Annotated in this window: 15 protein-coding genes; 6 read left to right on the forward strand and 9 right to left on the reverse strand. The window is 58.0% G+C overall.

The window, feature by feature from the left end; translation table 11 throughout:
• Both AD669_RS03860 and AD669_RS03865 read left to right on the forward strand, forming a co-directional pair.
• The gene (locus tag AD669_RS03860) at positions 1-1,734 is read left to right on the forward strand and encodes a PTS fructose-like transporter subunit IIB (RefSeq protein WP_053117048.1); all 1,734 of its coding nucleotides are present in this window, start codon (positions 1-3) and stop codon (positions 1,732-1,734) included.
• 175 nt (positions 1,735-1,909) lie between these two features.
• Positions 1,910-3,451, forward strand: a complete 1,542-nt coding sequence (locus AD669_RS03865) for an alkaline phosphatase (protein ID WP_053117049.1) — start codon at positions 1,910-1,912, stop codon at positions 3,449-3,451.
• Between the two features lie 118 nt (positions 3,452-3,569).
• Here the strand turns inward: AD669_RS03865 and AD669_RS03870 are convergent, their stop codons facing one another.
• Both AD669_RS03870 and AD669_RS03875 read right to left on the reverse strand, forming a co-directional pair.
• Positions 3,570-6,098, reverse strand: a complete 2,529-nt coding sequence (locus AD669_RS03870) for a sulfite reductase flavoprotein subunit alpha (protein ID WP_053117949.1) — start codon at positions 6,096-6,098, stop codon at positions 3,570-3,572.
• Positions 6,099-6,333: 235 nt separating this feature from the next.
• The gene (locus tag AD669_RS03875) at positions 6,334-8,652 is read right to left on the reverse strand and encodes a TonB-dependent siderophore receptor (RefSeq protein ID WP_053117050.1); all 2,319 of its coding nucleotides are present in this window, start codon (positions 8,650-8,652) and stop codon (positions 6,334-6,336) included.
• Between the two features lie 207 nt (positions 8,653-8,859).
• Here AD669_RS03875 and AD669_RS03880 point away from each other — a divergent pair, with 207 nt between their 5' ends.
• Positions 8,860-9,540, forward strand: a complete 681-nt coding sequence (locus tag AD669_RS03880; RefSeq protein WP_053117051.1) for a Fe2+-dependent dioxygenase — start codon at positions 8,860-8,862, stop codon at positions 9,538-9,540.
• A complete protein-coding gene (locus tag AD669_RS03885; RefSeq protein WP_053117052.1) occupies positions 9,537-10,307 on the forward strand; it encodes a tetratricopeptide repeat protein in 771 nt (256 codons plus the stop codon). The genes AD669_RS03880 and AD669_RS03885 overlap by 4 nt, the downstream gene beginning before the upstream one ends.
• Positions 10,308-10,316: 9 nt before the next feature.
• Here the strand turns inward: AD669_RS03885 and AD669_RS03890 are convergent, their stop codons facing one another.
• From AD669_RS03890 to AD669_RS03900, 3 genes are all read right to left on the reverse strand, one after another.
• Positions 10,317-11,315 carry an alpha-xenorhabdolysin family binary toxin subunit B gene (locus AD669_RS03890; RefSeq protein ID WP_053117053.1) on the reverse strand — a complete coding sequence of 333 codons (999 nt, stop codon included), beginning with the start codon at positions 11,313-11,315 and terminating at the stop codon, positions 10,317-10,319.
• A gap of 32 nt (positions 11,316-11,347) precedes the next feature.
• Positions 11,348-12,403 carry an alpha-xenorhabdolysin family binary toxin subunit A gene (locus AD669_RS03895; protein ID WP_053117054.1) on the reverse strand — a complete coding sequence of 352 codons (1,056 nt, stop codon included), beginning with the start codon at positions 12,401-12,403 and terminating at the stop codon, positions 11,348-11,350.
• 169 nt (positions 12,404-12,572) lie between these two features.
• Positions 12,573-13,736: a type III PLP-dependent enzyme gene (locus AD669_RS03900; protein ID WP_053117055.1), complete on the reverse strand. Its 1,164-nt coding sequence runs from the start codon at positions 13,734-13,736 to the stop codon at positions 12,573-12,575.
• Positions 13,737-14,603: 867 nt separating this feature from the next.
• On the opposite strand from AD669_RS03900, the gene AD669_RS03905 reads away from it, so the two are divergent.
• Complete coding sequence (locus tag AD669_RS03905) at positions 14,604-15,416, forward strand: hypothetical protein (RefSeq protein WP_177329664.1); 813 nt, start codon at positions 14,604-14,606, stop codon at positions 15,414-15,416.
• Between the two features lie 46 nt (positions 15,417-15,462).
• Here the strand turns inward: AD669_RS03905 and AD669_RS03910 are convergent, their stop codons facing one another.
• From AD669_RS03910 to AD669_RS03925, 4 genes are read right to left on the reverse strand one after another with little or no spacing between them, the layout of a single operon-like run.
• Positions 15,463-16,620 (reverse strand): betaine/proline/choline family ABC transporter ATP-binding protein, encoded by a 1,158-nt coding sequence (locus AD669_RS03910; protein WP_053117057.1) that lies wholly within the window; start codon positions 16,618-16,620, stop codon positions 15,463-15,465.
• Positions 16,617-17,270: an ABC transporter permease gene (locus AD669_RS03915; protein WP_053117058.1), complete on the reverse strand. Its 654-nt coding sequence runs from the start codon at positions 17,268-17,270 to the stop codon at positions 16,617-16,619. Before AD669_RS03915 ends, AD669_RS03910 begins: the two co-directional genes overlap by 4 nt.
• A gap of 13 nt (positions 17,271-17,283) precedes the next feature.
• On the reverse strand, positions 17,284-18,189 hold the full coding sequence (locus tag AD669_RS03920; protein ID WP_053117059.1) for a glycine betaine ABC transporter substrate-binding protein: 906 nt from the start codon (positions 18,187-18,189) through the stop codon (positions 17,284-17,286).
• Between the two features lie 21 nt (positions 18,190-18,210).
• Positions 18,211-18,927, reverse strand: coding sequence for an ABC transporter permease (locus AD669_RS03925; protein ID WP_053117060.1), 717 nt, complete (start codon positions 18,925-18,927; stop codon positions 18,211-18,213).
• Positions 18,928-19,256: 329 nt separating this feature from the next.
• Here AD669_RS03925 and AD669_RS03930 point away from each other — a divergent pair, with 329 nt between their 5' ends.
• Positions 19,257-20,840 carry a peptide chain release factor 3 gene (locus tag AD669_RS03930; RefSeq protein WP_053117061.1) on the forward strand — a complete coding sequence of 528 codons (1,584 nt, stop codon included), beginning with the start codon at positions 19,257-19,259 and terminating at the stop codon, positions 20,838-20,840.
• Positions 20,841-20,893 lie beyond the last annotated feature (53 nt).

The following is a 20,893-nucleotide window of genomic DNA, read 5'->3' on the forward strand; positions in this document are numbered from 1 at the left end:
ATGAAATTAGCCATTGTTACGGCTTGCCCGAACGGCATGGTCACCAGTGTGCTGTGTGCGCGTTTGCTTGATGCGGCGGCGCAGCGTCAGGGCTGGAGCACCAGCGTTGAAGTGGTCGATGCGGCGCACCCGGAACGCGAATTGTCGGCGGCGACGATTGCTGCGGCGGAGTGGGTTTTGTTGGTCGCCACGGGTGCGGTCGACATGACGCGTTTTGTCGGCAAGCGGGTTTTCCAGATTGCTCCGGCGCAGGCGTTGCAGGACGTTGAAGCGGTGCTGCGTCGTGGTGCTGAAGAGGCTGAGGTTTACGTTGCCAGCGAGGCTGAACCGGTTGCTGATGCGTCGCGTGTGCCACGCATCGTCGCCATCACCGCGTGCCCGACTGGTGTCGCCCATACCTTCATGGCCGCCGAAGCGTTGCAGCAAACTGCCAAGCGTTTGGGCTATGAGCTGCAAGTCGAAACCCAAGGCTCAGTGGGCGCAAAAACCCCGTTGAGCGCAGCGGCGATTGCTGAGGCAGACGTGGTGTTGCTGGCGGCGGACATCGAAGTCGCCACCGAGCGTTTCGCTGGTAAGAAAATCTATCGTTGCGGCACCGGCATCGCGTTGAAGCAGTCCGAAGCCACGCTGAAAAAAGCCTTGGCCGAAGGTGCTGTGGAAAGCGCGGCGAGTGACGGCAAAGCACCGGCCAGGCAAGAGAAAACCGGCGTCTATAAACACCTGCTGACCGGCGTGTCGTTCATGCTGCCGATGGTCGTGGCCGGCGGTTTGATGATTGCGCTGTCGTTCGTGTTCGGCATCACCGCGTTCAAGGAAGAAGGCACGCTGGCAGCGGCGCTGATGCAGATCGGCGGCGAGACCGCGTTCAAACTGATGGTGCCGCTGCTGGCGGGTTACATCGCTTATTCGATTGCTGACCGTCCGGGCCTGGCGCCGGGGATGATTGGCGGCTTGCTCGCGAGTACGTTGGGCGCCGGGTTTATCGGTGGCATCGTCGCCGGTTTTATCGCCGGTTATGCGGCGAAGGCGATCAGCCGTTATGTCGCGTTGCCGCAGAGTCTTGAAGCGCTGAAACCGATTCTGATCATTCCGTTGTTCGCTAGTTTGTTTACCGGGCTGGTGATGATTTACGTGGTCGGCAAACCGGTCGCCGGGATGCTGTTGGCGCTGACGAGTTTTCTCGACAGCATGGGCACCACCAACGCGATCCTGCTCGGCGTGGTGCTTGGCGGCATGATGTGCGTCGACCTCGGCGGGCCGATCAACAAAGCCGCGTACGCGTTCTCGGTGGGGCTGCTGGCGTCGCAGAGTTATGCACCGATGGCGGCAACGATGGCAGCGGGGATGGTGCCACCGATCGGGCTCGGAATCGCCACGTTTATTGCGCGGCGCAAGTTTGCTCAGACCGAACGCGAGGCGGGTAAAGCGGCGCTGGTATTGGGGTTGTGCTTTATCTCTGAAGGGGCGATTCCGTTTGCCGCGAAAGACCCGTTGCGAGTGATTCCGGCGAGTATTGCCGGTGGTGCGTTGACCGGTGCGTTGTCGATGTATTTCGGCTGCAAGTTGATGGCGCCGCACGGTGGCTTGTTTGTGTTGGCGATTCCGAATGCGATCAACCATGCGTTGTTGTATCTGCTGGCGATTGTCGCGGGGAGCCTGTTGACCGCCGTCGTCTACGCCACAGTCAAACGCCCCGAAGCCGTCGAACTGGCCCTCGAACCCGCCAAGGCTTAACCGACACCACAAAACCTTTGTAGGAGCTGAGCTTGCTCGCGAAAGCGGTCTGGCATTCACCGAAGATGTCGACTGACATGGCCTCTTCGCGAGCAAGCTCGGCTCCTACAAGGGCGGGTGTCATGTCTGTTTCATGTGGGCGTGCTTAAGTTTTCCTTTTTCCAGGGAGAACCCCATGAGCGATTTCAATCTCGGTCGCCGGCGTGTCATGCAAGGGATCGGCGCCGGGCTGTTGCTGCCGGGGCTGGCGCCGGCGGTGATTGCTTCGGTCAAGGATCGTCCGCAGTTGACCGATGGCGTGCAGTCCGGTGACCTGCTCGGCGATCGCGCGATGATCTGGAGTCGCAGCGATCGCCCCGCGCGCATGGTGGTCGAGTGGGACACCCGCAGCCTGTTCGGTAACCCGCGTAAATTCATCTCGCCACTGGCCGACGCGCGCACTGATTTCACCGCCCGCGTCGAGCTCACCGGGCTGCCTGCCAATCAGGCGATTTTCTATCGCGTGTATTTCGAAGACGCCCAGACCGGCGTCGCCAGCGAGCCGTGGTTCGGCCATTTGCGCAGTGTGCCGACGGCCAGACGCGATATCCGTTTTGTCTGGAGCGGCGACACTGTCGGCCAAGGCTTCGGCATCAACCCGGACATCGGCGGCATGCGCATCTACGAAGCCATGCGCCTGCGCCTGCCGGACTTCTTTATCCACAGCGGCGACACCATCTACGCCGACGGCCCGGTGCCCGTGCAGCTCACCACCGAAGGCGGGCGTATCTGGCGCAATCTCACCACAGAAGCCAAGAGCAAAGTCGCGCAAACCCTCGACGATTATCGCGGCAACTATCGCTACAACCTGATGGACGAAAACATCCGCCGCTTCAACGCCGAAGTGCCGCAGATCTGGCAGTGGGACGACCATGAAGTGGTCAACAACTGGTCGCCGGGCAAGCAACTGGATGAGCGTTATCAGGAAAAAGATATCCACACCTTGGTGGGGCGCGCGCGGCAGGCGTGGCTGGAAAATGCGCCGATGCGTTTGCAGACTGCCGACGGTGGCGGGCGGATCTATCGCAAGCTCAGTTACGGGCCGATGCTCGATGTGTTTGTGCTGGATATGCGCAGTTATCGCGGGGCGAATGACGACAATCTTGGCGCGGAAAAACCGTTTCTCGGGCGAGAACAACTGGACTGGCTCAAGCGTGAATTGAAGGCGTCGAACGCACAGTGGAAAGTCATTGCTGCGGACATGCCGATCGGTCTTGGCGTGCCGGACGGTGAAGTCAGTCCGGGTGTTGGGCGCTGGGAAGCGGTGGCCAATGGCGACCCGGGCCCGGCGCAGGGGCGCGAGCTGGAAATCGCCGAATTGCTCGGCTTTTTGCGCGCGCAGCAGGTGCGCAACTTCGTCTTTTTGACGGCGGACGTGCATTACTGCGCGGCGCATCACTATCACCCGGATCGGGCGGTGTTTCAGGATTTCGAGCCGTTCTGGGAGTTTGTTGCTGGGCCGTTGAATGCCGGGAGTTTCGGGCCGAATCCGCTGGATAAAACCTTTGGGCCGCAGGTGGTGTTCGAGAAGGCCCCGGCGGTGCAGAACACCTCGCCGTTTGCCGGCTTTCAGTTTTTTGGTGAGGTGAATATTGAAGGGCAGAGCGGGGAGATGAGTGTGGTGTTGCGGGATCTGGATGGGGTGGCGGTTTTCGAGCAAAAACTACAACCTGTTTGACCACCGCAACCTTGTAGGAGCCGAGCTTGCTCGCGAAAGCGGTAGATCATTTGACATCATCGTTGAATGTCAGACCGTCTTCGCGAGCAAGCTCGGCTCCTACAAAGGCAACGGGTTTTCAGTAAACGTCGCGCCGGTAGCGGCCCTGTTCGATCAGGCGCTCGACTTCAGCGCTGCCGAGAATGTCCTTGAGTACCTGATCCACGCCTGTGGCCATGCCCTGAAGGCTGCCGCAGATGTAGATGACAGCCCCATCCGCCAGCCACTTCTTCAACTCACCCGCCGATTCACGCAAGCGATCCTGCACATAAACCTTCTCCGCCTGATCCCGCGAAAACGCCAGATCCAGCCGTTCCAGATCGCCATTGATCAACCACTCTTCCAGCTCCGCACGGCAGAGGAAATCGTGTTCACGGTTACGCTCGCCAAACAGCAACCACTGGCGCTGCTGACCGTCGGCAACCCGTGCCTTGAGCAAACTGCGCAGCCCGGCCAGACCGGTGCCGTTGCCCAGTAGAATCATCGGCACCGGCTCGTTCGGCAGGTGGAACCCGCTGTTGCGACGCACGCGCAGGCTGATGCTGCCACCGACCGGCGCATGCTCGGTCAACCAGCCGGAACCAATGCCCAGCGTGCCATCGGCGTGTTGTTCCTGACGCACGATCAGCTCCAGCACACCGTCGGCGGCAATCGAGGCGATCGAGTATTCGCGCATGGCCAGCGGCACCATCGCATCGACCAGCGACTGCGCATGCAAACCGACCAGATGCGCGCGATGCTCAGGCAACTGGCGCGAAGCCAGTGCGACTTCCAACGGCTCGTCGAGGCCATTGATTTTCACCATGGTCTCGCCACGAATACCGAGGCCGTCGAGAAAATGTTCGATGACCCACGGGCAGTTGCGCGGTAGCACTTCGACCAGATCACCAGCCAGCCAACTGCTGGTGTTCGGTGCGCTCAGGCCCAACAGGTAAACCGGCGAACCGCTGCTGTCCGGGTTCATCAATTCGCGGCGGGTCAGCGTCCAGTTGTCGTAGCTCGGTGCTTGCCAGGTGTCGACCGGCGCTTGTCCGGTGAGCAGACCAAGTTGCGTCTGCCAGTGACGCAGCGCATAAGGATCGCCACTGTCGACTTCCACCGGCGCAAACAGTGTCTTGCCGCCGTGCTCGCCGAGCCACTGATGCAGACGTTTGGCAAAGCCGCAGAAGTGTTGGTACTGACGATCGCCGAGCCCAAGCACCGCGTAGTTCAAGCTGTCCAGTGTCGAAGCTTTGCCCAGCACTTTGCGCTCGAAACCACGGGCGCTGTCCGGTGCTTCGCCGTCGCCGAAGGTGCTGACGACGAACAGCGCGTTGTTCGATTCGCGCAGATCCTGCTCGCTGACATTCGCCAGCGGCTGCACTCTCACCGGCAATCCGGCGGCTTGCAATTGCCCGGCGGTTTGCCACGCCAGTTGCTCGGCGAAACCGCTCTGGCTGGCGAAACCGATCAGCCACGCCGGTGCATCGCCCGCGGGTTGTTCGAGGCCTTTACGTGCGTCTTTGATCTGCTTTTTCTTGCGCCGACGATCGAGGTACAGCAGCCACCCAGTGATGAAAAACAGCGGCATGCACACCGCCGCGAGGGTGACGATGATTCGCCCGATCAGGCCGAAATAGCTACCGACGTGCAGCGCATAGATGCTGGTCAGCAGTTGCGCCTTGAAACTCTTGTCGGCGTAACGATCAACGCGTTTGACGATGCCGGTGGCCGGGTCGAGGGTGATCTGGTTGAGCGCGCGCTCATGCGGCGAGTTTTCCAGCAGATAGAACACGGTCGCCGGTTGGCCAGCCACGGGCGGCATACGAATGTTGTAGGCAGACAAGCCAGGGCCGGCGGCGCTGTAGATGCTGCTCCACATCGCCGCGTAATCGGCAGTCGGCGCCGGGCCTTGCGGTGCCGGGCCACGACCACCGCGCACGCGTTCGTTTTGCGGCGCATCGGAAAGCAGTTTGGTCAGGCCTTTGTTGTACCACTCGTACGACCAAGACAACCCGGTCAGCGCCAACAGCAGATAGACCAACAGGCACCATGTGCCCGCCACTGAGTGCAGATCCCAGTTGAAGGCGCGGCCCTTTTTCTTCCAATCGAGGGTCAGCCACACACGCCAGTTGCTCCACTGACGCGGCCAGCGCAGGTACAACCCGGAGAGGCAGAAAATCAGCAGGATCAGCGTGCAGGCGCCGGTGATGTTGCGGCCGGTATCGCCCATCGCGAGGAAGCGGTGCAACTGCAGCATCAGGCCGAAGAAATCCTGGCCGACGGCATCGCCCATGAACTCGCCGGTGTACGGATCGAAGTAGCGCATCTCGCCGCGACGTTCGCCCTTGGGCGGTGTGAAAAACACTTTCGCTGCGTTGCCGCTGTCGGTCTCGACCGAGAGCATCGAGACTTTTTTGCCGGACGCGGCTTCGATGCGCTCGACCAGTTCGACCGGTGGCAAGACGCCGGCGACTTGTTTTTCCACTTGCAGGACGGAGGGATTCAGCGCCCGCAGGATTTCGTCCTGAAACGAATAGGTCGCGCCGGTGATGCCCATCAACGCCAGCACCAGGCCTGCGGTGATGCCAAAAAACCAGTGCAACTGGAACAGGGTTTTCTTCAACACGTCACTCGCCGTCCGTTCGGAAATTGTCATCACGGCGCGCATTATGCCGTGGGTTATCGAGAAGCGTTCTTTATTACGCAGAAAAGCCCCGTTCAATTGAATGAACGGGGCCGAGCCTGTTGATCACATCACCTGTGGGAGCGAGCTTGCTCGCGAATGCAATCTGTCAGTGACGTGAAGGCTGACTGACCCACCGTTTTCGCGAGCAAGCTCGCTCCCACAGGTTCCACGGTGTTTAGAAGTGGAAGTTGGTGCTCAACAGTGCCGTACGGCCCGCCGCCTGGTTGGCGAAATGGGTCGAGAAGGCTTTGTCGTAGTAGGTTTCGTTGGTCAGGTTCTGCACGTTGAGTTGCAGGTCGACGTTCTTGGTCAGCTTGTACGCCGCCATCGCGTCGTAACGCACATACGAATCGACCATGGTCGTATTGGCCACGCTGCCGTAGACGTCGTCGACGTAGAACGCGCCGCCACCGAGGGTCAGCTTCGGAGTGACCTGATAAGTGGTCCACAGGCTGGCGCTGTTTTTCGGCGTGTTAGGCAGTTCGTTGCCGTCGGTGGCGCGGTTCAGCGGGCCGCCGTCAACTTGCTCGCTGTCCATGAACGCATAACCGGCGAACACTTGCCATTTCTCGGTGATCTTGCCGCTGGCCGACAGTTCGAAACCTTGCACGCGGGTCTTGCCGGCGTTTTCGTACGAAGTGGTGTCGACTTGTACCCGAGCGTTTTCTTTCTCGGTGCGGAAGATGTCAGCGGTCAGCGACAAACGATCGTTGAGCAGATCCCACTTGGTACCGATTTCGTAGTTCTTGGTGGTTTCCGGCTCCATGTCGCTGCTCAGCAGGTTGCCGGCACGGTCAGTGCTGCCGCCCAACGGGTTGCCTTCCTGACCTTCGCCCAGGGTGTTGCCCGGTGGCGTGGCCGAGGTCGCGTAAGACGCATAGATGCTGCCGTTTTCCGCTGGCTTATAAACCACGCCGAACTGACCGGTGACGAACTCGCTGGTGTCAGCACCCTTCGAAGTGGTGGTGCCGGCGTTGGTGTAAGTCTTGTAGCCGGTTTCGAAGTGGTCGTAACGCAGGCCCATGTTCACCAGCCACTGCTCGGACAACTCCAGGGTGTCGAACGCATACAGCGCGTACGTATCGGACTGGGTGTCGGTGCCGGCGTAGTTGCGCGAGATCGCGCCGTTCCACGGATCGTTCGGGTTCGGGTTGGACAGCGAGGTGCAGTTGTAGCCGCTCGACGCGCCGATCATCGACGGGGTGCAGTTGGTGCTGGAGTTGCCCGGCGAGCCCGGGGTGGTGTCGGTGTTGACGCTGTACGAGGACTTCTGGCTTTCCTCACGGGTGTATTCCACACCGGTGGAGAAACTGTTCTTGAAGCCAGCAACGTAGAAGTTACCGAACAGATCAGTCTGGTTGGTGGTGGTTTCGGTGTTGCTCACCCGAGTGTTCGCACGACGCCAGACCGTACCGTTGTTGACGTTGCCCTTGCTGTCGTCCGGTTGGGTCAGGATGTAATCCTGCATGCTGGTGCCGTGACGCAGGGTGTTCTTGATGGTCAGCGAGTCGCTCAAATCGTGTTCGATGGCGAAGGTCGCGGTGTCGGTGCGGCCCTTGCGGAAATCGCGATCCAGACCGTAGAAGTTGCTGTGGTCGCCACCCGAGTACGGCTTGTCCGGATTGGATTTGCTGCGTGCCGCCGAGCCGCCGAGCGGAATGGTGTACGGCACGCCGGAGTCCGGAGTGTCGTTGCTTTCCAGATGGTAGTAATCGAGGTTGACGCGGGTGTCGGTGCCCAGACCAAACGCCAGAGACGGGGCGATGCCCCAACGGTCGTAATCGACCTTGTCACGGCCGGCGACGTTGCTTTCGTGGCTCATCAGATTCAGACGGCCAGCGGCGGTGTCGCTGAACTGGTAGTTGCCGTCGAGGGTGTAACGCTGGGTCTGGTCGGAACCCCAGGTGAAACCGCCGTCGAACGAGTTGCCCAAGTGGGCTTTCTTGCTCACCAGGTTGATGCTGCCGCCCGCTGCGCCACGACCACCGATGGCGGAGTTCGGGCCCTTGCTGACTTCAATGTTTTCCACGGCGAAGATTTCGCGGCTCTGCGAACCGGTGTCGCGCACGCCGTCGAGGTAGGTGTCGCCCTGGGCGTCGAAACCACGAATGAACGGACGGTCGCCCTGCGGGTTGCCGCCTTCACCGGCACCGAAAGTGATGCCCGGCACGGTACGCAGCGCGTCCTGCATGTTCAGGGCGCCGGTGTCTTTAAGTACTTGTTGCGGGATCACGGTGACCGAGCGCGGCGTGTCGACCAGCGGCGCGGTGTACTTGGGCGAGGAGGCTTTTTCGACTTGGTAGGACGTCGAGTCCTGCGCTTCGCCGGTGATGGCGGTGGCGTCCAGAGCGATGGCATTGCCGGACGCTTTGCTGTCGGTTTTCTCGGCAGCGAACACCATCTGGCCAGCGGAGCCGGCGGTAATTGCGACGCCGATTGCAGAGGCGAGCAGACGTGGTGAACTGACCGGTAATTGTGCGTGTTGACGTGCCATTTTTATTCCCCTCCCCAAGGATTTGAGGCGGCGGAATATAGGGTAAACAGGTATTCGTATCAATTGCGAAACATTGTTATTCGCACTGAATTTACATTCTTTACAATTTAACCTTACGGTTTCTGCCAGTTCATTCGTCTCCCGGGTTTTACACAGACAATAAGAATCAATACCATTGCCGCCTCTTTGCCATCAGGTGACATCGCCATGCTGCTGCACATCCCCGCACTGTTCGCGAAAGACGAGGTGCAGCGCATTCGCGAGGCTTTGCAGCAGGCTGACTGGGCTGATGGCAAGATCACCGCCGGCTTCCAGTCGGCCAAGGCCAAGCACAATCTGCAACTGCCCGAAGGCCATCCGCTGGCCAAGGAAATCGGCGCGGCGATGCTCGAGCGGCTGTGGAAAAATCCGCTGTTCATGTCGGCCGCATTGCCGCACAAAGTCTTCCCACCGTTGGTGAACTGTTACACGGCCGGTGGCAGCTTCGATTTCCACATCGACAACGCCGTGCGCCAACCCAAGGGCAGCATCGAGCGCGTGCGCACCGATTTGTCGGCAACGCTGTTCTTCAGCGAGCCCGAGGATTACGACGGCGGCGAACTGGAAATCCAGGACACCTACGGCACACAGCAGGTGAAACTGCCCGCCGGCGACATGGTGTTGTACCCCGGCACCAGCCTGCACAAGGTCAACGCGGTCACTCGCGGCGCGCGCTATGCGTCGTTCTTCTGGACGCAAAGCCTGGTGCGCGAAGACAGCCAGCGCGCGCTGCTGTTCGAGATGGACGGCGCGATCCAGCAGCTGACACAGGACATGCCGGATCATCCTTCGCTGATCCGCCTTACCGGCACGTATCACAACCTGCTGCGTCGCTGGGTCGAGGTATGAGTTTCCAACTGCGCCGCGAGGAAATCCTCAACGGCGAACAACTCAGCGCCATGCTCGAAGAAAGCCCGGCCCGTGCCGCGCAGGCGATTCTGCTGGCGGCGGGTGAGGGCGAAGTGGAGGCGCAGGCGTTGCTCGGGCAGATTCTTCTGGACGGCCAGGGCATCGCTAAGGATCAGCCACTGGCGTTGCGCTGGTTCGGCATCGCCGCCGGGCGCGGGCATCTGATGGCGCGCAACATGCTCGGGCGTTGTCATGAGCATGGCTGGGGTTGTGTCGCCGATGCCGGGGTTGCCGCGCAGCATTATCGGATCGCCGCGGAGGCCGGGCTGGATTGGGCGATGTACAACCTCGCCAATCTGCTGGCGACCGGGCGCGGTGTCGCGGTGGATCATCTGCAGGCGTTGGCGTTGTATCGGCGTGCTGCGGAAGTCGGCCATGCGAAGTCGATGAATTTGCTCGGACGGTATCTGGAGGAAGGGCAGGTGTGTGCGGCGGATCCGGTAGCGGCGCGTGACTGGTATCGACGCGCCGCTGAGGGTGGCGATTTTCGTGGGCAATTCAGTTATGCCGCCGTCCTGGCTGATGAGGGCCGCATTGATGAGGCGCTCAAATGGCTGGCTGAAGCGTTAGCCAACGGAAACCTGGCATTTCTTCGTGTCAGCAGTCAGTCGCTGCTGGTTTCCCGACATCCGGACATCCGCAGCATGGCGCAAGCCTATTGCCGCCGCGTCAGTCAGCTCGACGCCCAGAATTCGCCTGGCATCTGAATCCGCAGGTCAGCCGCGCAGCCAGCCTTCCTGGAGTTTGCCCAAGTAGCTGCGCAATGCCTGGCTGTTCAGCACAACGAATTCGCCGCGGATTTGAAGATCCGCTTCGGGTGCAGGGACGGCATCAAGGAAGGCATTCAACGAATCGGTCAGCCTGGTGGTTTCACTGACATACGTCTGCCGGTGGGGCAGCACTTTTTGTGTGTCATTCAACTGACGGGTTTTGTCAGCGTTGTCGCGCAGCTGTTTTGCCAAAGACGACACGCGTTCTTCGCGTTGGCCCCGGCGGATGTTGATGGTATCCCGGGCCTTGGTCAGACCATCGTATTTGATCAATTCGTTAGCTTCTTCCAGAAACTTGGTTGCCACGAGAAAACCGGCTTCCATGGCAGCGATTTCAGGTGTTTTTGGCTTATTGCCGATCAGTGATTTCAATTGCTCCAGCAATGGTTTGAATCGGTCAATGACAGTCAGCTTCTCGAATTCCTTGATGGCGTCATTGAGTAAAGCCAGATCTTTATTCAATTCATCGAGTGGAACCTGCTCTGCGGTCAATTGCTCTTGCACCTTGGCCGAGGCATCCTTCAGTTCGGAGAGGCGGAAACGGTTGTTGCTGATGGTTACGCTCTGCACCTCGAATATGCTGGCGTCTACTTCTGAGTACAACTGAGCAATGCGACCGACACACAGTTCTAACAATTGTTCGGCGATTGTCGAGTAAGACTTGATTGCCTGCTCGATTTGAGGACTTGTTTCGCGCTCCTTCAAAGCGTTTAGCGCTTGCAGATTCTCGCGCAATTCGTCCGTTTGAAGTGCCGTTAATGCCCCAGCTATGCTGTTGGCGATTTGTTGGTCAGTGCGCCCGACGGCACTATTGAGTTCAATCAGTTCATCGCTTAACGCTTTTATGTACAGATCGGCGGAGCCGACAATGGCTTGATAGCGGATGGCCTCGCGGCTTTCCCGGACATTGGCCAAATCAGGAGACAGGTAAACAGGAAGTGTCATGAAAAAATCCTTTTTTTAAAGTTTGTGAGAATTCAGTCGAACGCCGAAATCAGTGCGTTGGCATTCGTCTGAATGGTTTTCCAGTTCTTTAAAACTACCCGCAAACTAGAAACGAAACTCCTGAGGGTCAGGTATTCGTGCATGCCCATCACTTTGTTTTTGGAGGCGCTGATGTATTCAGAGATGGATACCCATAACGTTTCAATCTGCGAAGTACCTTGAATCGCTCCATCGACGTAGATCAAAAGACTTTCCAGATCCGTGTGAAGTTGTAGAAGAGTGCCCGCGAGAATGTCTTTCTGTTTGGTTTGCTCAATCAGCAGGTTTTTTTGCCGTTGCAATGGTGCAATTTTTACCTCCTGGTACTTCTGCGCCATGAAAAAAACAGTCGCAGGCAAGGGGCTGATGAACGCAAAGACGTAGGTGAAAAATCCCGGCTCGGTTTCTCGGATTTTCTCATCAAGCCTTGCCTGGGCTTCGTCGATGGCTGCGTTCAACTCGGTAATTTGTCGATTGATTTCGCTGTTGTTAGCCAGTTTCAGTTTGCTGCCGAGGCCCACCGCCACATCGTTGTTGAGCTCGGTCTTGAAGTTTTTCAAACGCAAGATCAGCTCGTCGCTATTGAGTTTTTTCTCATCGATGGAGCTGGCAATAAACACCAGCGATTCCTGGATGGAACCGAAGCGGTTTTTTTCTTTTGTGCCGATTTGCAGAGGTGGCAGACTGTTTATCTCCTCCTCGGTCAGGGTTTCTAGGGTGCCGATATAATCGATATAGCCCGGCATCGATATAATTGCATTGATGATTTCTTCGCCAAAGTTTTCGAGATCCTCGGAAAAGGTTGCCAAACTGCCGCCGACTCTTTTCATCGAGGATTCAATGTCGTTCCACGAATTGGCATTGTTGATGATCGTGTGGTTCAGCTCAACAATATCGAACGGTTCAAGACCAACAATGCCTGTGTGTTTGGTTTGTAGTTGATGCTCTACCGCTTCAAGGGTGCGCGGCAGAAGCTTGGCCGTTGAAATGTAGTTGCTGATTTTTTTAATGTCGTTTTTGGTGATTAGCTTTACTGGACTTGTCTGCACTTTTCAATTCCTTATGGGGGGCATGTTCAAGTCGCTAGCTTAAGTCCGGTTTTACAGGTTGGTATATAAGTTGTGTGTGTCGCGTTGTTGTTTACTATTTGTGATGGTTTGGTTTTTTTGAATAAAAAAACCCGTGCGTGGGCACGGGTTTTTTATGCTGCGTTTTACGTTATACGTAATACGACTTCAGCGGTGGAAAGCCATTGAACTCAACCGCGCTGTAACTGGTGGTGTAAGCACCGGTCGACAACCAGTACAACCGGTCACCAATCGCCAGGTTCAGCGGCAAACCGTACTTGTAGTTTTCATACATGATGTCGGCGCTGTCGCAAGTCGGGCCGGCGATGACCACTTCTTCCATCTCGCCCTTCTTCTCGGTCCAGATCGGGAACTTGATCGCTTCGTCCATGGTTTCGATCAGGCCGGAGAACTTGCCCACATCGGTGTACACCCAGCGTTCAACAGCCGTGCGCGACTTGCGTGCGACCAGTACCACTTCGCTGACCAAAATACCGGCGTTGGCGATCAACGAACGGCCTGGCTCGAGAATGATTTCCGGCAGGTCATCACCGAAGTCTTCCTTGAGGAAGCGGATGATTTCTTCGGCGTAGGTTTCCAGGCTGTTGGTGCGGGTGATGTAGTTGGCCGGGAAGCCACCGCCCATGTTGATCAGCTTGAGGTGGATGCCGTCTTCTTCTTTCAGACGCTCGAAGATCACTTTGACCTTGGCGATCGCTGCGTCCCAGACGCTGATGTCGCGCTGCTGCGAACCAACGTGGAAGGAGATGCCGTAAGGCACCAGGCCGAGGTCGCGAGCGAGGATCAGCAGATCCATGGCCATGTCGGTCTGGCAGCCGAATTTGCGCGACAGTGGCCAGTCAGCCGTGGTCGAGCCTTCGGTGAGGATGCGCACATAGACTTTCGAGCCCGGTGCAGCCTTGGCGATGTTGCGCAGGTCAGCTTCGGAGTCGGTGGAGAACAGACGCACGCCCTTCTCGTAGAAGTAGCGGATGTCCTTGGATTTCTTGATGGTGTTGCCGTAGCTGATACGGTCGGCGCTGACGCCGCGATCCATCACTTTGTCCAGCTCGTAGATCGAGGCGATGTCGAAGCTCGAACCCTTCTCTTTGAGCAGGTCGATGATCTCGACGGCCGGGTTGGCCTTGACCGCGTAGTAGACCTTGGCGAATTCGAAACCGGCGCGCAGGTCATCGTAGGCCTGGCTGATCATCGCGGTGTCGATCACCACGAACGGGGTTTCCTGTTTGTCGGCAAACGCCTTCATTTTGTCAAAAGTGGCGCGCGCGAAATAGTCTTCGACATTGATCGACATGCTGGGAACTCCTACTGGCAAACTGAAATTAACAATGGGTGCAAATGAACGTCCTCCGTATCCCCACTTTGGTTCGCCTACTTCCCAAGGCATGTCGCCGAAAGCAAAAAGGCCACGGGCGGATTTGCCCTTGGCCTTGCTGTCTCGTCGTCAGTACTTGAGCCGGATGGATCGTTTCCAGCATGGACGTTCGGCGCGAACTTTAGGGCGTGAGGGGCCTGAGATCAACTAAAAATGTCGCGTTTTTGCACGCTTCTGACGTGCGTCGCTCTGATCACTCTTTGTAGCCGACCGAGATGACGGACAGATGTTCCCCGAGAATTTTGAAGTGTTAAAAATACCTGCACGTTCGCGGATTATGTCGGCGAAGTCGTGGATAAGTGTGATGACGGCAACATCGGCGACGTTGGCGGCGAGGGGCGGGTATGAGGGAGAATTTGGCTGTTTCGCAGGTCGTTTTAGACAGGCTGCGCGGTTATGCAGTGTTGAGATTAATTTCCGCATGACGAATGAAGAAAAAATCACCCGGAACCTGTGGGAGCGAGCTTGCTCGCGAAGGCTTTTTCACAGTCGACATCGTAGTTGACGGATCTTGCGCTTTCGCGAGCAAACTCACTCCCACAGGTTTTGTATTTTTGTCGGGTGATTGATGTTTTCCGCGATGGATTCGCGTGTTAGTAGTCCACTTCGTTTTTAATTCTGAATTGTTCTCATAACCTGTCAGTTGTGACAGGTGTCGGCTGCGTCGCATATCAATACAGTCATTCCTTCCGTTGGAGGTGCCAAGGAATGACAAGGCTATTAGGGCTAGTGCTTTTTACGTTGCTATCAGCGTGTGCGGGTAGCGGTGGAGGTGATCCCGCACAGGTGAAGAGTTTACGAGTATCGGGCGAGCAGACTGCTGTAGACCTGACGCGTCGTTACAACGATCAAGCCAGTGCCTGTCGCCCGTTCAATCCGGCTACTGCGTTCGAGTGTTCTGGCGTGATCATCAGAGGAACCGCGCACTCGACACAGTTTCATTCGTGGAATCCGAATCCCAGCCCAACCACTACCGGTGTGTCGGCCTCGTATCTGCGACGCGACGCAAATTTCACCAATTTTTATCTCTATAAAAACGGTTTCATCTTTTATCCGGCACAGGCAGCTCCTGCGGGCAAACGGAAGATTGCCATGCTTTGCTTCTTTCCTCGGGATGGTGCCTCTAACGTCAGAGAAGATCAGGGGTGCGGACAAAGTCCTGCCGGCCCTTCCAGTCGTGAGTGCCAGTCCCAGGGGATCAATTCTGCGGAGCAATGGGTCGAGCACTATAAGAGATACGGCAGCTACACGCAGATGTGCGGTTTGAATGTGCGGGATGTTTTAGGCGAGAACGCGGTGATTGCTTTCAATGAGGGCCTGAAAGCTCAGCGGCTTGTGTTCGATGCTGCACTTGATAACTACAACGAAATCAGAATGGCCAAGTGGGAACAGGACATTGGTCACGTCCTGCCGATCCAGGCGTTCTTTTATCTGGACGATATAGGCAAGGCTGGCGCGCAATATGATCAAAAAGACTTTTTGAATGAGACGGGCATATCGCTGCCGATTATTTTCATTCGGTTATCGCCGACGCCGCAGGAGCCAGCAACGTTTCGATTCATTGCCGAAGACCAGGCGATTCCCCTCGACCCGTCGTAGTGGCAACAGATGCGCGGACAGCTGAAGAGCTGCCCGCGCATTTCCATCAGGCGACTACGGCCTCAGCTGGCGAGACGATGCTGGTCTTGCCGCCGCGGGATTTGCCGGAGCTCAGATACTCGGCAATCGACTCCTGCGTCACCTCACCGAGGAACACCCGCTCGGCGTCCATCACCGGCAGCCACGAACGGTTGAACTCGTACATGCGCGACAACAGAATGCGCAGATGCTCGTCGTACGCGGCGGTGGCGTTGAATTCACGCAAGAACTGCGCGCAAGTGCCGGTCTGACGGTGCAGATCGCGACGACGCACATAGCCCAGTGCCTTGTTGTCGGCACAAGTGACGACCACGTAGCGACGGTCATGTTCGTCCATCAATTCCAGCGCATCGGCCACTGGCGTTTCCGGGCTCACCGATGGCGCGTTGTCCGCCGCATCTTCCGCTTTGACCAACAGCAGACGCTTGAGCGTGCTGTCCTGGCCGACGAAGTTGCTGACAAAATCGTCCGCCGGGTGCGCGAGCAGCGTGTCCGGATGATCGATCTGCAGCAGTTTGCCGGCGCGGAAAATCGCGATCTTGTCGCCGAGTTTGATCGCTTCGTCGATGTCGTGGCTGACCATGATCACGGTCTTGTTCAGCGCCCGCTGCATCTCGAAGAATTCGTTCTGGATCATCTCGCGGTTGATCGGGTCAACCGCACCGAACGGCTCGTCCATCAGCAGCAGCGGCGCATCCGCCGCCAGTGCGCGGATCACGCCGATGCGCTGTTGCTGGCCACCGGACAATTCACGCGGATAACGATGCAGATACTGCTTGGGCTCAAGCTTGATCATGCTCATCAACTCGCGGGCGCGGTCGTGGCATTTCTGTTTGTCCCAGCCGAGCAGTTTCGGCACGACGACGATGTTCTCTTCGATGGTCATGTTCGGGAACAGACCGATCTGCTGGATCACGTAACCGATGTTGCGACGCAGGGTCACTTCGTCGAGATCGGTGGTGTCTTCACCATTAATGAGGATCTTGCCCGAGGTCGGTTTGATCAGGCGGTTGATCATTTTCAGCGTGGTGCTTTTGCCGCAACCCGATGGCCCGAGGAACACACAGATCTCGCCTTCATTGACGGTCAGGCTCACCGAATCCACGGCTTTGACGTCTTTGCCGTTGCTTTGGAAAGTTTTGCTGAGGTTTTGAAGTTCGATCATTTGAGGAGTCCTTTTGGAGTCAACGAGCGTTGCAGCCATTGGAGAAACAGGTCAGCGAAAATGGCCAGAAGACTGACCAGCAGCGCGCCGACGATCAGCATCGACATGTCACTGCGGCTGATGGACGCGAGGATCAACACACCGAGGCCGCCGGCGCCGATGGTCGCGGCAATGGTCATTACGCCGATGTTCATCACCACGGCGGTGCGCACGCCGGCGAGGATGACCGGCACCGCGATTGGCAGTTCGACCATGCGCAGGCGCTGGCCGAAGGTCATGCCGATGCCGCGTGCGGCTTCACGAATGCCGGGTTCGACGCCGGTGAGGGCGAGGTAGGTGTTGCGCATGATCGGCAGCAGTGAATAGAGGAACACGGCGGTGATCGCCGGCATCGGGCCGAGGCCCTGACCGAACTTCGAGTAGAACGGCAGCAGCAAACCGAACAGCGCAATCGACGGCACGGTCAGCAGCACCGTGGCGCTGGCCTGCAGCGGGCCGGCGAGGCTCGGGAAGCGCGTCATCAAAATGCCCAGCGGCACGCCGACGACAATCGCCAACGTTACAGCGATGCCGACCAGGGTGATGTGCTGCCAGGTCAGGTGCATCACCTGTTGCCAGTCGAGATGGGAAAAGGCGTTGAAGAATTCCATGACTTTTCCTCCTTTAATTCAGCGGATGTTGGCGCAGGAAATCGGCGGCAACGGACGATGGGCTTTCATGATCGACATCGACCCGCGCGTTGAGCTGGCGCATGGTTTCGTCGTCGAACAGTTCGGCCAGCGGCTTGAGTTGCTCGGCCAGTTTCGGGTTGGCGTCCAGTGTTGCCTGACGCACTACCGGGGCTGCGGTGTAATCGGGGAAGTAGTGTTTGTCGTCTTCGAGCAGTTTCAGGCCAAAGGCGCTGAGGCGACCGTCGGTGGTGTAGACCAGACCGGCGAACACCTGACCGTTGCGCAACGCCGTGTAAACCAGCCCGGCATCCATCTGGCGGATGTTCTTGCGGGTCAGGTTCATGCCGTAGAGGTCGACCATGCCGATCAGGCCGTCGGAGCGGTTGGCGAACTCGGTGTCCAGCGCCACCAGGTGATTGGTCTTGGCTTCAGCACGCAGCACCTCGTTTAACTGACTGATGTTGGTGATCTGCGGATATTCCTCAGCCACTTTTTTCGGCAGCGCGAGGGCGTAGGTGTTGCTGAATTTCGACGGCGTCAGCCAGATCAGGCCTTTTTTGGCGTCGAGTTCTTTCACCCGGGCGTAGGACTGAGCGCTGTCGAGTTTCTCGGTGACGTGGTTGTAAGCCACCAGCGACACGCCGGTGTACTCCCAGAGCAAGTCCAGTTGCCCGCTTTCGTGAGCGCTGCGGGCGAGGTTGCTGCCCAGACCGCCAGTGATCTGCGCGTCGTAGCCTTTGCTGCGCAGATATTGCGCGGTGATTTCCGCGAGCAGGGTCTGCTCGGTGAAGACCCGGGCGCCGAGGCGGATTACCGGTTTGTCAGCGGCTTGCGCGATGCCGGCGAACAGCAGAGCGCTGCTCAGCATCAGGCTTAGAATCAAGCTAAATCGTTTCATAGGTATTCCTTCGCAAAAGCCTTAAGACGTGCGCAAACCGCGTTCCAGCCAGAGACGGCTGGCGAGTGTGACGACGCCATCGAGCAGCAACGCGAGCAGTGCGGTGCACGCAGCGCCGAGTACCAGTTGCGGCTGATTGTTCAGGGCGATGCCGGGGAAGATCAGACTGCCGAGGCTGTTGGCGCCGATCAGGAATGCCAGCGGCGCGGTGCCGACGTTGATCGCCAGGGCCACACGCACACCGCCGACAATGATCGGCACGGCGTTGGGCAATTCGACTTTCCACAGCACCTGGCGCGGCGTCATGCCGATGCCGACGGCCGCTTCTTTAAGCGATCCCTGAACGTTTTTCAGGCCTTCGTAGGTGTTGCGCACAATCGGCAACAAGGAGGCGAGGAATAAAGCGAAGATCGCCGGGCCACTGCCGATGCCGAGGACGCCCAAGGCAATCGCGAGCACGGCCAGCGGCGGCACGGTATTACCGATGTTGAAGATTTGCATGAAGCGTTCGGCGCGTCCGACCATGGTCGGGCGACTGAGGAAGATGCCGGCGGGGATGCCCACGACAAGGGCGGCCAGCATTGAAGCGAGGACGAGAATCAGATGAGCTTGCAGGTAAAACAACAAATCGTCGCGGTAGTGTTCGATCGTGTTGATGCCGATCCAGTGGACCAGCAGGGCCAGGAGCGCGATCACCACCGCACCTCCAATCAGCCCTTTGCCATAGCGGATAGCCACAGGCGGACTCCTTTTTTTGTAGTCGGCAAACGCTCTCCCGTGTGGCATGCCATACATGGCTGCCGGGAATAAACGTTCGCGAGAAGCAGCTCCTTCAGCACCGGAAAAGCGGTCTGAAAGCGAGCCATGAGCGCAGCCTCGTCAGGCTAACTTGCTGATTTTTCAGCCCCTGACGAAAATTCGTAACAGGGGATGGACGTCTCCGAGCGCTGAAAGGTTCCCATCTGAGGCAGCATTTGGCCACCCCTAATGTGCTCAACGGTTCGGTTATTGCATCGAGTTGGGCTATAATCGCGGCCCTTTTTTGAATCACCGCCAGGCGATTTCCCATGACCAACCAGGCCGCCGAAGTCGCGAAACGCCGCACTTTCGCCATTATTTCCCACCCCGATGCCGGTAAAACCACGATCACCGAAAAGCTCCTGTTGATGGGCAAGGCGATTGCAGTGGCCGGTACGGTGAAATCCCGTAAATCCGATCGCCATGCGACATCCGACTGGATGGAGATGGAAAAGCAGCGGGGTATTTCCATTACCACGTCGGTCATGCAGTTCCCGTATCGCGAACACATGATCAACCTGCTCGACACCCCGGGCCACGAAGACTTCTCCGAAGATACCTACCGCACCCTGACCGCGGTGGACTCGGCATTGATGGTCCTCGACGGCGGTAAAGGTGTTGAGCCGCGTACGATTGCGCTGATGGACGTCTGCCGTCTGCGTGACACGCCGATCGTCAGCTTCATCAACAAACTCGACCGTGACATCCGCGACCCGATCGAACTGCTCGACGAAATCGAAGCCGTTCTGAAGATCAAAGCCGCGCCGATCACCTGGCCGATCGGTTGCTACCGCGACTTCAAAGGCGTGTACCACCTGGCCGATGACTACATCATTGTCTACACCGCCGGTCATGGTCACGAGCGCACCGAAACCAAGATCATCGAGAAACTCGATTCCGACGAAGCCCGCGCACACCTGGGCGACGAGTACGACCGTTTCATCGATCAACTTGAGCTGGTTCAGGGCGCCTGCCATGAATTCAACCAGCAGGAATTCCTCGACGGTCAACTGACCCCGGTGTTCTTCGGTACGGCTTTGGGCAACTTCGGTGTTGACCACGTCCTCGACGCCGTTGTCGATTGGGCCCCGCGTCCATTGGCCCGTGTCGCCAACGAACGTACCGTTGAGCCGGTCGAAGAGAAGTTCTCCGGCTTCATCTTCAAGATCCAGGCGAACATGGATCCGAAGCACCGCGACCGTATCGCGTTCATGCGTATCTGCTCCGGCAAGTACGAGAAAGGCATGAAGATGCGCCACGTGCGCACCGGCAAGGACGTGCGCATCGGCGATGCCCTGACGTTCTTCTCCTCCGAGCGTGAGCAACTGGAAGAGGCTTTTGCGGGCGACATCATCGGCCTGCACAACCACGGCACCATCCAGATCGGCGACACCTTCAGCGAAGGTGAAGTTCTCGGGTTCACCGGCATTCCGCACTTTGCGCCGGAGCTGTTCCGTCGTGTGCGTCTGCGTGATCCGCTGAAGTCCAAGCAGTTGCGTCAGGGTCTGCAGCAGTTGGCCGAAGAGGGTGCAACGCAGGTGTTCTTCCCGGAGCGCAGCAACGACATCATTCTTGGCGCCGTGGGTGTGCTGCAGTTTGATGTGGTCGCCAGCCGTTTGAAGGAGGAATACAAGGTTGAGTGCTCGTATGAGCCGATCACTGTGTATTCCGCGCGCTGGATTGAGTGCAGCGACAAGAAGAAGCTTGAGGAGTTTTCCAACAAGGCTGTGGAGAACCTGGCGGTTGATGGCGGTGGGCACCTGACTTACCTGGCGCCGACGCGGGTTAATCTGGCGTTGATGGAGGAGCGTTGGCCGGATGTGAAATTCCGTGCGACGCGTGAGCATCACTAAGTTCTGAACTGTTTTGTCCGAAGCCCCCAAGGTGTATGCCTTGGGGGTTTTTT

The sequence above is a fragment of the Pseudomonas sp. P1.31 genome (assembly GCF_001269815.1).
Classification (GTDB): Bacteria; Pseudomonadota; Gammaproteobacteria; order Pseudomonadales; family Pseudomonadaceae; genus Aquipseudomonas; species Aquipseudomonas rustica.